The organism is Pseudomonas sp. BP8 (genome assembly GCF_017875955.1).
Classification (GTDB): Bacteria; Pseudomonadota; Gammaproteobacteria; order Pseudomonadales; family Pseudomonadaceae; genus Aquipseudomonas.
In genome coordinates this window covers 5,912,010-5,925,655 of record NZ_JAGINK010000001.1, presented here as the reverse complement: position 1 = coordinate 5,925,655, position 13,646 = coordinate 5,912,010, and the positions used below count along the sequence as shown (strand labels likewise).

At 56.9% G+C, this 13,646-nt stretch carries 13 protein-coding genes and 1 riboswitch; of the genes, 9 read left to right on the top strand and 4 right to left on the bottom strand.

What is annotated here, in order from left to right:
- Positions 1–98: 98 nt before the first annotated feature.
- Both ispA and J3B00_RS26020 read right to left on the bottom strand, forming a co-directional pair.
- Entirely contained in the window at positions 99–986 is an 888-nt protein-coding gene (gene ispA / locus J3B00_RS26025; RefSeq protein WP_209874291.1) for a (2E,6E)-farnesyl diphosphate synthase, read from the bottom strand.
- Positions 983–1,225, bottom strand: a complete 243-nt coding sequence (locus tag J3B00_RS26020; RefSeq protein ID WP_028690287.1) for an exodeoxyribonuclease VII small subunit — start codon at positions 1,223–1,225, stop codon at positions 983–985. Before J3B00_RS26020 ends, ispA begins: the two co-directional genes overlap by 4 nt.
- A 285-nt stretch (positions 1,226–1,510) precedes the next feature.
- On the opposite strand from J3B00_RS26020, the gene J3B00_RS26775 reads away from it, so the two are divergent.
- Positions 1,511–1,825 (top strand): hypothetical protein, encoded by a 315-nt coding sequence (locus J3B00_RS26775; protein WP_245362631.1) that lies wholly within the window; start codon positions 1,511–1,513, stop codon positions 1,823–1,825.
- A gap of 74 nt (positions 1,826–1,899) precedes the next feature.
- Here J3B00_RS26775 and ribB read toward each other — a convergent pair whose 3' ends face one another.
- Together ribB and J3B00_RS26005 are read right to left on the bottom strand one after the other, a co-directional pair.
- A complete protein-coding gene (gene ribB, locus J3B00_RS26010; protein WP_209874288.1) occupies positions 1,900–2,550 on the bottom strand; it encodes a 3,4-dihydroxy-2-butanone-4-phosphate synthase in 651 nt (216 codons plus the stop codon).
- A gap of 80 nt (positions 2,551–2,630) precedes the next feature.
- A riboswitch (FMN riboswitch) is annotated at positions 2,631–2,772 on the bottom strand.
- 74 nt (positions 2,773–2,846) lie between these two features.
- Complete coding sequence (locus J3B00_RS26005; RefSeq protein ID WP_209874285.1) at positions 2,847–3,737, bottom strand: alpha/beta hydrolase; 891 nt, start codon at positions 3,735–3,737, stop codon at positions 2,847–2,849.
- 522 nt (positions 3,738–4,259) lie between these two features.
- On the opposite strand from J3B00_RS26005, the gene J3B00_RS26000 reads away from it, so the two are divergent.
- From J3B00_RS26000 to J3B00_RS25965, 8 genes are all read left to right on the top strand, one after another.
- Entirely contained in the window at positions 4,260–6,335 is a 2,076-nt protein-coding gene (locus J3B00_RS26000) for a type VI secretion system tip protein VgrG (protein ID WP_209874282.1), read from the top strand.
- Positions 6,332–7,177 carry a DUF4123 domain-containing protein gene (locus tag J3B00_RS25995; protein WP_209874279.1) on the top strand — a complete coding sequence of 282 codons (846 nt, stop codon included), beginning with the start codon at positions 6,332–6,334 and terminating at the stop codon, positions 7,175–7,177. The genes J3B00_RS26000 and J3B00_RS25995 overlap by 4 nt, the downstream gene beginning before the upstream one ends.
- Positions 7,174–7,971 (top strand): hypothetical protein, encoded by a 798-nt coding sequence (locus tag J3B00_RS25990; RefSeq protein ID WP_209874276.1) that lies wholly within the window; start codon positions 7,174–7,176, stop codon positions 7,969–7,971. Before J3B00_RS25995 ends, J3B00_RS25990 begins: the two co-directional genes overlap by 4 nt.
- A 252-nt stretch (positions 7,972–8,223) precedes the next feature.
- Positions 8,224–9,021: a hypothetical protein gene (locus J3B00_RS25985; protein ID WP_209874273.1), complete on the top strand. Its 798-nt coding sequence runs from the start codon at positions 8,224–8,226 to the stop codon at positions 9,019–9,021.
- A 251-nt stretch (positions 9,022–9,272) separates the two neighbouring features.
- Complete coding sequence (locus J3B00_RS25980) at positions 9,273–10,070, top strand: hypothetical protein (RefSeq protein ID WP_209874270.1); 798 nt, start codon at positions 9,273–9,275, stop codon at positions 10,068–10,070.
- A complete protein-coding gene (locus J3B00_RS25975; protein WP_209874267.1) occupies positions 10,067–10,294 on the top strand; it encodes a hypothetical protein in 228 nt (75 codons plus the stop codon). The genes J3B00_RS25980 and J3B00_RS25975 overlap by 4 nt, the downstream gene beginning before the upstream one ends.
- A gap of 29 nt (positions 10,295–10,323) precedes the next feature.
- Positions 10,324–11,121: a hypothetical protein gene (locus J3B00_RS25970; RefSeq protein ID WP_209874264.1), complete on the top strand. Its 798-nt coding sequence runs from the start codon at positions 10,324–10,326 to the stop codon at positions 11,119–11,121.
- Positions 11,118–13,442 (top strand): lipase family protein, encoded by a 2,325-nt coding sequence (locus tag J3B00_RS25965; RefSeq protein WP_209874260.1) that lies wholly within the window; start codon positions 11,118–11,120, stop codon positions 13,440–13,442. Before J3B00_RS25970 ends, J3B00_RS25965 begins: the two co-directional genes overlap by 4 nt.
- The last annotated feature ends 204 nt before the right edge of the window (positions 13,443–13,646 follow it).

Sequence of the window (13,646 nt, the reverse complement as noted above, 5' to 3'; positions counted from 1 at the left end):
ATGCAGACGGGTGTACGTGGGAGCATGCTTGCCCCGCGATTGCATGGCGGACTTCACCACCGCTATCGAGGGACAAGCCCGCGTCACGTTGCGCGTTTTTAGTGGCGGCGTTCGACGATGTAGCGGGCCAGCGCCCGCAGCGCCTCGGCGTTTGCGCCAAAGCCATTCAGCGCCTCTAGCGCCTGGTCGCGCAGTTCGACAGCATAGGCCTTGGCCGCGTCGAGCCCAAGCAGGGCCGGGTAGGTCGGTTTGTCACGGGCTATGTCAGCACCCTGGCGCTTGCCCAGGGTCGCGGTGTCGCTTTCGACGTCGAGAATATCGTCCTGCACCTGGAAAGCCAGGCCGATCGCCCGGGCATAGACCTGCAGGGCATCGAGCTGGGCCGGTTCGGCGCGGGCACTGGCCAGGGCGCCGAGGCGCACGCTGGCTTCGATCAGCGCGCCGGTCTTGTGCCGGTGCATGAATTCCAGCGCCTTCTGGTCGAGCTTCACGCCCACCGAACCAAGGTCGATCGCTTGGCCACCGACCATACCGGCCGGGCCTGCAGCCTGGGCCAGGGTCTGCACCATGGCGAGACGGATGGCATCGGACTGCGGGCTCAGCTCGGCGTCGAGCAGTGCGCTGAAGGCCAGGCTCTGCAGGCCATCGCCCGCGAGGATCGCGCAGGCCTCGTCAAACGCCTTATGCGTGGTTGGTTGGCCGCGACGCAGGTCGTCGTCGTCCATCGCCGGCAGGTCATCGTGAACCAGCGAGTAAGCGTGAATCAGCTCAACCGCGCAGGCCGCGCCGTTGGCCTGCTCGGCTGCGCTGCCAAAGGCTTCGCAAGCGGCGTAGGCGAGCAGCGGGCGCACGCGCTTGCCGCCGTTCATGACGCTGTAGCGCATGGCGGCATAGAGCCGTTGCAGTTCAGCGGACGGCGCCTGGAACAGCGGCTCGAGGGCAGCGTCGACGCGAGCCTGGCAGGTGGCCTGGTAGGCGCTGATCATGCCTCCGGCTCCGCATCGAAGGGCTGCGCGGCCAGTTCGCCGTCGCGTTCAAGGAGGATCTGCACCTTCTGTTCGGCCTGGGCGAGGGCGCCCTGGCAGTCTCGGGTCAGGGCGATGCCTTGCTCGAAGGCGGCCAGCGACTCTTCCAGCGACAACTCGCCGTTCTCCAGGCGCTCGACCAGCGCTTGCAGGTCAGCGAGGGATTGCTCGAAATCGATGGAGGTTTTTTTGCGGGCCATGGCGACTGTCTCGGTGGCATTCAGAACGGCGCGACACTAGCAGAGCGGGGCATTTGGAGCAAATTGGCGAGGCCGGGAGGGGGGGAGGGCTGGTTCATCAGCGGTAATGCGCAGGGCGGGAATTTTGACGCATTTTGTAGCATTAGCGTCGGAGAATTCGTATTGCAATCTGGGACCGATCCAGATTGTGACGCCTTGACCCAACTGACATAATCCCGCCCGCTCTGCGCTGCGGCCTACAGGGCCTTGCTGTCTCCTCTCTGACGTCATGTAACGGACGACGTTGTGAGCTTCCTTTCGATCGAATTTGGCCTGTGCTTCACGCTGTTCTTCATCCTCTACTGGAGCCTGTGCGGCAGTGTGCGAGTGCAGAACGCCCTGCTGTTGGCCGCCAGTTACGCCTTGGTGGCCAGCTTCAGCCTGCAGTCGCTGGGCATCCTGCTCGGCTACAGCGCGCTAGTCTATCTGCTGGGGCTGCTGGTCGGGCCGCCGGATTCGATCAAGCAGCGCAAGGCCCGTTCCGCTCCCACACTCAATCCGTGCCGTGCCCTGATCCACAGGCTGAACGCGGTAGATGTGGGAGATTCTGTCTTGCACTAAATCTCGAACTGGTGCGGTCTCTGTGGGAGCGGCCTTGTGTCGCGAAAGGACTGCGTAGCAGTCCCAGCGATCTATCAGGCAGGCACCGCTTCCTGCGCCACCAACACCTGACGATACTGTGCCAACTCTTCAATGGTCAGCATCGGCATGTTGTTCTCACGGGCATACAGCGCCACCTGCTCACCCCGGGCCATGCTGCCATCGGGATTCATCAGCTCGCACAGCACCCCGGCCGCACGCAGCCCGGCCAGACGCGCCAGGTCGACGGTGCCTTCGGTATGGCCACGACGGGTCAATACGCCGCCGTTGCGCGCACGCAGCGGGAACACATGCCCAGGGCTGACGATGTTGCGCTGTTCGGCCGTCGAGCTCAGCGCTGCGGCGATGGTAGTGATCCGGTCATGCGCCGAAACGCCGGTGGTGATGCCCTCTGCCGCCTCGATGGTGACCGTGAAACCAGTGCCATGGCGGGCCTGGTTGTTCTGCACCATCGGCGCCAGCTGCAGGGTGTCGACCGTGGTTTCGTCGAGGCACAGGCAGACGATCCCGCTGCAGTCGCGGATCATCATGGCCATGGTTTGCAGGGAGATGTTTTCTGCGGCGGCAACGATATCCGCTTCATCTTCGCGATCATTGTCGTCGAGCAGCAGGACGGGCCGGCCAGCCTGGAACGCAGCAATGGCTGCGGCGACATTGGGGAATTGCTGGTGATGCTTGGGGGACATGAAACGCTCCTCGTGAAAAGTCGATGAACGTCTCGGGGCGAATCAAAATGCGCGCGCAGGAGCACCCGATGGCTCCTACCTGACGCCTTCTTTCATCCGGACTATGACCGTCGGCCCTGGAATCTCACCAGATCTGCTGTCCCCCGACAGGGTCGGGGCGCTCGCGGGCTCATCTTTCGATTTACCGCCGGTGGGGAATTGCACCCCGCCCTGAAGACCGGCCAAGCATACCCCACACTGCCACCCTGCTGGCAAGCGGCCGGTCTACGACCTTCGGCGCTATGCGCCTTGGCTGGTCATTCAGACATCTGCTCGATCACCCACCCCAGTGACGCGGGCAACATCGGCCCATGGCCTAGCCCATCGAAGCGCTTGAAGCTCACCTGCACACCCGCAACCTTGGCCAGATCGGCCCTCAACCGCTGTGCCGGCTGCTCGCCGTCACCGTTGCTCGCCCCTCGCGGCTGCGACGGCTCGTCGCCACCGCGCATCAGCAACAACCGCGGACGGCTTTCGCCCAGACGCTGCTGCAGCCCTTGCGCCTCACGCACGATTGCGCCGTCATGCCACCACAATGACGGGCTCGCGGCGGCGTAAGCACTGAACTCACCCGGCCGGGTGAACAGCGCATGCAGCACTGCCAGGCCACCATAGGAATGCCCCCAGAGCGTCTGCCGCTGCTTGTCGATCGGTACAACGCTCGACAGCATCGGCCGCATGCGCTGGGTCAACAGGTCGAGAAACGCATCCACGCCGCCGCTGGGTAGCCCGGTCAATGGGTCGAGCTGCGCGCTCTGCCCTGGTAACGCCGGTGTGTAGTCGAAGGTGCGCGAGGCGCGGTCGATGCGTTGTTCGGTCTGGTACCCGACGGCGACCAGTAGAGGCGCCTGGCCGGTTGCGAGTGTCTTCAATTGCGCTGGCGTCAGCGCACCGAGCGCAGCATTGCCATCGAGCATCCACAACACCGGATAACCCGCGGCAGGCGCCGGGCGATCAGGCTTGCCGATCCACAGTTGGTAGTGGCGCTTGCCGTCCGTCGAGTCCAGCTTGAGTGACGTGAAGCGGTAGGCCAGGTCCTGGCGCTGCAGCAGGCTGCTGTCCATCTTCTGCTCCCGCTGCGGCTGCGCCAGGGCGGGTACGCCGACGCTGAGCAGGGATAGCGCGAGGGCAAAGGTTGAGGTTTTCATAAGTGGTTCTCGTCCGACTCGAAAATAGCGCTGTGCTTATTAGCAGAATATCGTGCGCAATAGCTATGCCTCGGGGGATTCGGCTGGGGGCGCAGAGTTGAACTTATCTTGGTGAATTATTGTTTCAAAAGCCCAGCGTGCTGGTTTTGCTAAAAAAGTATCTGGCAATTGCGTTGGTGCTTATGCCTGATCATTAATTTATAAGTGATGTGGAACTGTGATAGTTGCGATGGCTGAATAAGGATAGTTTCTGTTTTTCTCGCTGTGCGCGGATTCAAAATTGCGAATAGCTGAAAAGTCTGACGCATTTTAGGACGTTTCCTACAGCAATTATTTTTCTACTTTGTTAGCGTGCGCGTCAGTTTACCTTTTCTCAAGTCAGGTAAGGCGGAGGATTGATGCCTCCTGACTTACCCTTCCATTGCGTGCTGACGGGCCTCGTTACAACTCTTCAAGTTTAGTGCTGCAGCAGCAGGGCTTCTCTGTCACGCGTTTCTAGTTCCCCCGTTTAAGGACAAACGTATGTTCGCGTCGGCCGATACCGCGCAATTCGCGTTACTGATCCCCTCTGTACGCAACGACTTCAAAGTGCTGGCCTTTGATGGCCTTGAAGCCATCAGCACACTTTATGCGATCCAGGTTGAGCTGGTCAGCGAGTACCCTGACTTTGACCTGACGAATCTGCTCAATCAGCCGGCGTTTCTCCAGTTCGGCCTCAACGGTGAAGGCCTTCATGGCCGTATCGAAAACGTTTTTCTCGGGGACGCCGGGAAACGCCTGACCCGTTATCAACTGACCTTGGTACCGGCGCTGCATTACCTGCAGTTCAGCCACAACCAACGGATTTTCCAGCAGATGACGGTGCCACAGATCGTCGCTCAGGTCCTCAAGGGCCATGGTATCCAGGCCGATGCATTCACCTTCAATGTCCGCCATAGCCCCGAGCGTGAGTACTGCACCCAGTATGGGGAAAACGACTTCGAGTTCGTCCAGAGGCTGTGCAGTGAAGACGGGATCGCCTGGCATCACCAACACAGCCTGGATGGCCATCGGCTGGTGTTCACTGACGACCAGACCTTTTTTCCCAGGCTCGGTGCAATACCCTATCAGCAAGGCAGTGGGCTGGCTGCGGATCATCCGGTGGTCAGCCACTTTTCCATGCGTTTCAGCACCCGGACCAGTACGGTTGCCCGGCGCGACTATGACCTGAAGCGCCCGAGCTTTCTGCTGGAAAGCCAATTCACCGCGGAGTTCAGCCCGGCGCTAGAGGACTACCGTTACCCGGTGCACATGGACAGCCTGGAGCGTGGCAAGGTACTCGCCAGACAAGCACTGGAGCGTCACCGGACCGACTACCAGTTGGCCAAGGGGCAAAGCGATCAGCCGAGCCTGCGCAGTGGCCACTTTTTCAATCTGACCGAGCATCCGCGCCAGACGTGCAATGATTTGTGGTTGCTGCTGGGCGTCCACCACACCGGCAAGCAGCCTCAGGCACTTGAGGAGTCGGTCACCAGCGACAGCAAACCGGAAGACGGTTTCACCCAGGGTTATCGCAATACGTTCAGTGCGATTCCCTGGGATGTGTTTTACCGTCCGCCCCTGGTCACCCGCAAATCAATGCTGGCGAGCCAAACCGCCCGTGTTACGGGGCCGGCCGGAGAGGAAATCTTCTGCGACGAGTTCGGCCGAGTCCGCGTCGAGCTGCCCTGGGACAGAGCTGGGCTGGGCAGCGACAAGAGTAGCTGCTGGCTGCGCGTGTCCTCCAGTTGGGCCGGAGAGAACTTCGGCGCGGTAACCATTCCGCGCATCGGCATGGAAGTGGTGGTGACCTATCTGGAAGGCAACCCCGACCTGCCGTTAATTACCGGGTGCGTGGTGAACAAGGTAACCCCCACGCCGTACCCCTTGCCGGCGAACAAGACCAGAACCGTCTTGCGCAGTCACAGTTCGCCGCACAATGGCGGTTACAACGAACTGTCGATTGAAGACCGGGCCGGTCAGGAAAAAATCTACCTGCGTGCCCAGCGCGACATCGAGCAGCGGGTCCTCAACGACAGTGATATCCAAATCGGTAATGACCGCCGCGATCAGGTCAGCAGAGACAGCCATAGCCTGATCGGCCATGACCGTTTCGAACAGGTCGATAACAACAGCGCGAGCCTGATCAAGGGTGATGAGTTACATACCACTCAAGGCCTGCGTAACACCGCAGTGGGCGGCAATGATCTGATCTCCATCTCCGGCGACAGCAGCACCACGGCAAGCGGTACGTTGGTGATTCAGGCCGGTCCACAGGCCCATGTCACCGCCGCCAATGTGGTGATCGATGCCGGCATGAGCCTGACGCTCAGGGCGGGTGGTCAGCACATCGTCATCAGCGCGGGAGGGATCTTCAGCAGCGTGCCCATCGTTCAGGGTGGAGCGCCCGTTGCCGGTGTTCCACCATTACAGGCCACACGGGCGGGGGCCAGTACGCCGCAGGCCATCATCGCCACTCCGTTGTCCATCGTTGCCAGCGCCAAACAGCAAGCGGTGGACTACTGCCCCCTCTGCGAGGCCTGTCGCAATGGTCTGTGCGGCGCAGGAGAAATCGCATGAGTACGCTTGAGCAATGGTTGTATGTTCAAGCCAAGCTGGGGCGACACCTGTACCTGATGCTGGATTGCGATGGCCAAGTCGAAGAGTGCAATGTGCTGGCCGGCGAGCTTGGAATTGACCGGTACCGCAACCTGTACCTCGGCACCCCTGCTGATTCGTTGGCCAAGGTCGGGCCGCGTATTTTTTTTCTGGAGTCGACAGATCATCCAATTGTCCAGGCATTACTCAAGTCGCCTGAACGTCATTGGGGTTGGTTGGCCAGCACAGCAGATACTGACCTCGATGCGCTTACCAGCCATTGGCAAGAGCGCCTGGTAACCGGCGAGCGGCCGAATCAGGCGCTCTATCGCTTGCACGATAACCGCGTGCTGGGACGAGCATTAGCGTATCTGCGGCCCGAACAGTTCCCCGAATATCTAGGACCAATAACCAGTGTGTGTTACTGGCAGGCTGAGCAGTGGAGCGTCGCCGAGAATCCCGCGCCCAAGCAATACCCGCTGCCAGCCTCTCCCGCGTGGCTGAATACCCCCACACCGCCGACTACCTATGCAAACGTACTGTTCGATAACTGCCGGCGTTACCTGATGCGGGAGCATACGGGCACTCTGGTCGAGCTTGCCGCGCAACAGGATATCGACACTTGGCTGCGCAGCCTGCTCGACCTTGCAGGTTCCTGGGGCTGGCACGAGCCCGAACCTATCCATTTCTTGCTCACACAAAGTTTGCAAGCTCCGGGCTATGTACCGCCAAAGTCCTGGTTGCCTAGGCCCAATGAAACGCCGGCACTTCATTTTGAACGCTTGCATCAGGAAGCCGTGTTTTGGCAGGGAGGAGCCGTATGAAACGAGTGATCCAGAACTTGGCCCTTTGTGGGGGCATGGTTCTTGTCATGGGCTGTACTGCCCTAGGCAAGTCAGAGAGTTTTACCTTTACTTCTGACCTGCCTCCTGACTTCACGTTCGAAGTGACGGCCGAGTACGTTCCCGCCACTGGAGAAACATGCAGCGTGCCCGGGGGGAGAAATACGCATGTTGGATTCAATAAAAATGGTAAAGAGTACAAGTCCAGTATTGATGTCGTGCTGTACAGAACAGTGAGCGGCTGCCTGCTGATGTTGAATCTGGTTGAGGTCGAGGTCACGGGAGTCATTGCTAGAAGTGAAGAGCGCAGCTACACCGCCTATGACTACGCTCGATTTGCGGTGCGCCCTGAGTTAATGGAACGCTCCAAAGGCATCTTTAACGCGGCCGGGGAGAGTGAGTTCTCTGGGCAGTGCCAGTGGTTATTCCGCACGATCGGTCCCGATCGTTACATTACAAAAATTCTTACCTGTCGAAATACCGATACGCAGGGCAACGTTACCAAAAGTATCCCCTTTACGGCGTACACGCTGGACCAACTGCCGGGCAAGACCGTTAGGCTGAAAATCAAGCTGGCCGATGAGGAAAAGCCTGGTTGGGGGGATACATGGGTCAAAGTGCCTGGGGGGTGGAAGCGCTGTATGGGCGAGAGCTTTGAAGATCAGAGTGCTTATTGCAATGGTAACTACAAAGACTTCAGCTTCTTTCGAATGTTGGACGGGCGTGTCTGCACAATCTATCCCGGTTGTACTGAAAATAAGGGTGTCGCTCCATGACTTATGAACTCCTTTCGGACATTGATAAATCATCGTTTGCTGGCGGTATCAACCCCTGCCCCTTACACGGTCACTCAACCAACTTTCAGCTTGTAGATGACTTTTCCGATGATAAACCCTTGTTCAGGTTTGTTTCGTCAGGACACGGATTGCACTGCCTTAAGTAATCAACGGGCTTATGCTCGCGCTGCGAGGCTTGTCGCACGGGGCTATGCGAAATTGAAGGCATCTTTACTGGCAAGGATGAACTGTATGAAACGAGTGATCCAGAACTTGGCCCTTGGTGGGGGCATGGTTCTTGTCATGGGCTGTACTGCCCTAGGCAAGTCGGAGAGTTTTACCTTTATCCCTGATCTGCCTCCTGGCTTCACGTTCGAAGCAACGGCAGAGTACGTTCCCGCCACTGGAGAAACATGCAGCGTACCCGGGAGGAGAAATACAAAGCTTGGCTTCAATAAGCCGGGTAAGGAATATAAAACCAGTGTTGGTATCGTACTCTACAGAACAGTGAGCGGCTGCCCGCTGATGTTGAGTCTGGTTGAGGTCGAGGTCACGGGAGTCATTGCTAAAAGTGAAAAACGAAGCTACACCGCCTATGACTACGCTCGATTTGCGGTGCGCCCTGAGTTAATGGAACGCTCCAAAGGTATCTTCAACGCGGCCGGGGAGAGTGAATTCTCCGGGCAGTGCCAGTGGTTATTCCGCACGATCGGTCCCGATCGTTACATTACAAAAATTCTCTCCTGTCGAAAGACCGATACGCAGGGCAACGTTACCAAAAGTATCCCCTTTGCGGCGTACACGCTGGACCAACTGCCGGGCAAGACCGTTAGGCTTAAGATCAAGCTGGCCGAGGAGGAAGTCCCTTACATGGGAGGTACTTGGGTGAAGGTGCACGGGGGATGGAAACGCTGCATGGGCGAAAGTTTTGAAGATCAAGATGCATTTTGCCACGGCAATTACAAGGATTTCAGCACCTTCCGGATGCTGGATGAGCGAGTCTGCACCATCTATCCCGGTTGCACAGAAAATGGGGATGTAACTCCATGACTTATGAACTCCTTTCAGACATTGATAAATCATCGTTTGCTGGCGGTATCCACGCCTGCCCCTTACACGGTCACTCGACCAACTTTCAGTTTGTAGATGAATTTTCCGATGATAAACCCTTGTTCAGGTTTGTTTCGTCAGGACACGGATTGCACTGCCTAAAGTAATCAACGGGCTTATGCTCGCGCTGCGAGGCTTGTCGCACGGGCTGTGCGAAATTGAAGGCATATTTACTGGCAAGGATGAACCGTATGAAACGAGTGATCCAGAACTTGGCCCTTGGTGGGAGCATGGTTCTTGTCATGGGCTGTTCTGTTCTAGGCAAGTCGGAGAGTTTTACCTTTATCCCTGATCTGCCTCCTGACTTCACGTTCGATGTGACGGCCGAGTACGTTCCCGCCACTGGAGAAACATGCAGCGTACCCGGGGGGAGAAATACGCACGTTGGATTCAATAAAATTGATAGAGAATATAAGTCAAGTATCGATATCGTGCTCTATAGAACAGTGAGCGGCTGCCCACTGATGTTGGACCTGGTAGAAATCACTATCACGGGGGTTATTGGCAGAAGTCAAAAGGCCAGCTACACCGCCTATCACTACGCTCGAGTTGGGGTTTACCCTGAGTTGGACGAACGCTTCAAGGGCACCTTCAACGCAGCTGGGGAGAGTGAGTTCTCCGGGCAGTGCCAGTGGTTTTTCCGCACGATCGGTCGCAAACGTACCATCACAAAAATTCTCACCTGTCGAAACACCGATACGCAGGGCAATGTGACCAAGGGGCTCCCCTTTAAGGCGTACACGCTGGACCAGCTGCCGGGCAAGACCGTTAGGCTGAAGATCAAGCTGGCCGAGGAGGAGAAACCTGGCTGGGGGGATAATTGGGTCAAGGTGCCTGGGGGCTGGAAGCGCTGTATGGGTGAGCGCTTCGAAGATTCGACTGCTTATTGCAATGGCAATTACAAAGACTTCAGCACCTTCCGGATGCTGGATGGGCGTGTCTGCACCATTTACCCCGGTTGTATAGAAAATAAGGATGTTACGCCATGACTTATGAGTTCTTTTCGGACATTGATAAATCATCGTTTGCTGGCGGCATCCACGCCTTCCCCTTACACGGGCACTCGACTAACTTTCAGTTAGTAGATGACTTTGCCGATGATAACCCCCCTGTTCAGTTATTTTCGTCAGGACACGGATTGCACCGCCTAAAAGTAAGCAGCGGGCTAATGCTCGCGCTGCGAGGTTTGTCGCACGGGGCTGTGCGAAATTGAATGCATCTTTACTGGCAAGGATGAATTGTATGAAACGAGTTATCCAGAACTTGGCCCTTGGTGGGAGCATGGTTCTTGTCATGGGCTGTACTGCCCTAGGCAAGTCGGAGAGTTTTACCTTTATCCCTGATCTGCCTCCTGACTTCATGTTAGATGTGACAGCCGAGTATGTTCCCGCCACCGGAGAAACATGCAGCGTACCCGGGGGGAGAAATACGCACGTTGGATTCAATAAAAATGCTAAAGAGTACAAGTCCAGTATTGATATCGTGCTGTACAGAACAGTAAGCGGCTGTCCGCTAATGTTGGATTTAGTAGAAGTTAAGCTTAGGGGGATTATTGCTAGAAGTGAAGAGCGCAGCTACACCGCCTATGACTACGCTCGATTTGCGGTGCGCCCTGAGTTAATGGAACGCTCCAAAGGCATCTTTAACGCGGCCGGGGAGAGTGAGTTCTCTGGGCAGTGCCAGTGGTTATTCCGCACGATCGGTCCCGATCGTTACATTACAAAAATTCTTACCTGTCGAAATACCGATACGCAGGGCAACGTTACCAAAAGTATCCCCTTTACGGCGTACACGCTGGACCAACTGCCGGGCAAGACCGTTAGGCTGAAGATCAAGCTGGCCGAGGAGGAAAAGCCTGGTTGGGGAGATACATGGGTCAAAGTGCCTGGGGGTTGGAAACGCTGTATGGGCGAGAGCTTTGAAGATCAGAGTGCTTATTGCAATGGTAACTACAAGGACTTCAGCTTCTTTCGAATGTTGGACGGGCGTGTGTGCACAATCTATCCCGGTTGTACTGAAAATAAGGATGTCGCTCAATGACTTATGAACCCCTGGCGAAAGTTGACAAAGCATCGTTTGGCGGCCGTATACACGCCTGCCCATTACGCGATCACTCAAGCAGTTTTCAGTTGGTCGACGAGTTCGGTGATGGTAAGCCGTATGCAGGTTTAACTTATGAGATCACTGATTACGAAGGTGTGGTTTATAGTGGTCAGCTGGACTCGGCTGGATCCGGAAAAGTGCAGGGTCACCATTGTGGTCCGGTGCTGCTCAGATTGATAAAGCTCTATCAAGGTACAGAAAAATTTTATCAGGATTCAATAAGAAGGCCTCATTACCCGCTCCCCATCACCGAGCTGCAAGTCCGCGCTGAGAAAACTCGCTTCTTCAATGACACAGGCGTCCGTACGCGGCTCAATCCTGCTCAAGACAAGGCCGATGTTTTCCTCCAAGTTGAAGTGAGTGAGCTTGTGGAGCACATCGCACATTTGCCACCCCGGGTCGATCGCAACTTCCCGCCTAATAAGTATGTGCACGCGCTGTTTCGAAAACCGCCCCAACCCAAGACATCCACGACCCAGAACAATCGCGCTCCGGGAGCTGGGATGAACACAGTCGTCACCCCCACTGATCTGGCGATAGCTGAACTGGGGTTTGCCCCACCCCCGCCCACGGCAACAGGCATTGCCCTATTGCCGAACAAGCATCATGTGCTGGAAGTACGCCCGCTGCGGGCTTTGCGGCCGATGTTGTCGACCAGTAACGAGTTTTGCGCGCTGAACCTGTATCAACTGGCGCTGATGGCGACCCTGAGCTACACCGACTTTGGCCAGAACCCCAATGTACAACCGGTAGAAACCGACGATGTGAGCTTTCCAACTCAACCGAGTAGTGGAAACTGGTTCGGTCATGCCTTGCCGCAATTTGACGAACTGTGGCAGGTGGAAGCCTCCCAGGCCCATGGCAAGGCGTATTACCCGTTGTATGAGGAGGTGCCTTACTCCAGACGCTTGGAAGTGGTGCCGTTCGACCCTGTGCTATATCCCGGGGCTAACGATCCTCTCTTGGGTGACGCGCAGGAAAATCCCGCCAAGCTTCACTTTCTGGATGATCGTAAGCGCGCTGATAGTACAGACACGCAGGCCTTTATCACCCATCACGAAAACCTGATATTGATCTCAGTGCGCGGAACCAGTGAAGTTGTGCAAGACGGCCTCCGTGACGCCGATGCACGCCAAGTGCCTTTTGAAGAAGGGGTGGGCAAAGTGCATAACGGGTTTTACGGCGCGGCTAAAGTGGCGAGGACATTTGTCGCTGACTATCTGGAGAAATTTCACAGCGGTCAAAAGCTGGTGATTACTGGGCACAGCCTGGGCGGCGCAATAGCGTTGATCCTGGCTGAGATGTTGCGGCGTGATGAACGTTTTGATGCAGACATCGTGCTCTACACCTACGGCGCCCCACGCGCAGCCGATAAAACGTTTGTTGAAGGTGCCAGCGATCTTGTCCATCACCGAATCGTCAACCACAACGACCCGGTGCCGAGCGTACCTGCAACGTGGATGAACACCTCAGAACCGAAGCATCTTGCGGCGAGAGGGGCGGTAACTCTTCTCAGTGCGCCCGCTGGGTTGGCGTTGCTCATTACCGGCGTGGTCAACTTTGCGGGCGAACCCTACGCGCATCACGGCAGCCTGCGCCATTTCATGCCGGTGAATTTCGGCGCTGGAGAAAAGTCCTCCATCCTCTGGGCGCCAGGCTGTAGCACCATCCTTGATCATGGCTGCGCTCGCGTACTGCGAGAAACTGATGGATTGCCGGTCCGTGGATCAATTCTGCGCCAATTGTTGGATAACGCCGATCACAAGATGGTCGCCAGCTACATTCCCAATTGCTGGGCTAGCCTGCGTCGCTGGCAGGAATCACGCGCGTTCAACCGCTCGCTGGTTACCGAGCGCGAGTTTGCCTGGGTCGATAATGCTTTAAAAAGCATTACTCACCAATTGCGCGACCTCACGCGTAGTCTGAGGGCGCGCCCGGATATGTATGTTCAATCTCAACAGGCCACCACCCTTAGACTTCACAATGAGATCGAGCAACTGCATATGACACGAGCCCGGCTGGGTCTATTAAGGGGAAAAAGGGTGACCGAGGGTGATATCTATGGCGTATTCGCAGGCCAGCCCGAGTTGCTGGAAGAGAGCCTGCCTCGCTGGAATGCTCACGTGGAAAATCTTGCACCAGAGCAGTTGGCAATGATCCCTCCAGCGGCCGACGACGATGAACGGGCGATTGCTGCAATAACAGGAGGCCACGTGGTGGGTGCTCCCTTCCACTTGGATATTGATTCGATCATCTAGGCGCGAAGAACAGTTGGATTGTGAAAGTATGAGCGAGGTTTTGGGTGCTGAGTGACGCCCATCACCATGGTCATAGGTGCCGGATTACGCCATTTCCGAGTGTTTATGTCAGGCATTAAAAAGCCGGCTTGTGGCCGGCTTCTCGGGGACGATCTTGGCTCATTTTTGGTAAGCCGCAACCGCCTTAAACGGTATGACCTCAAG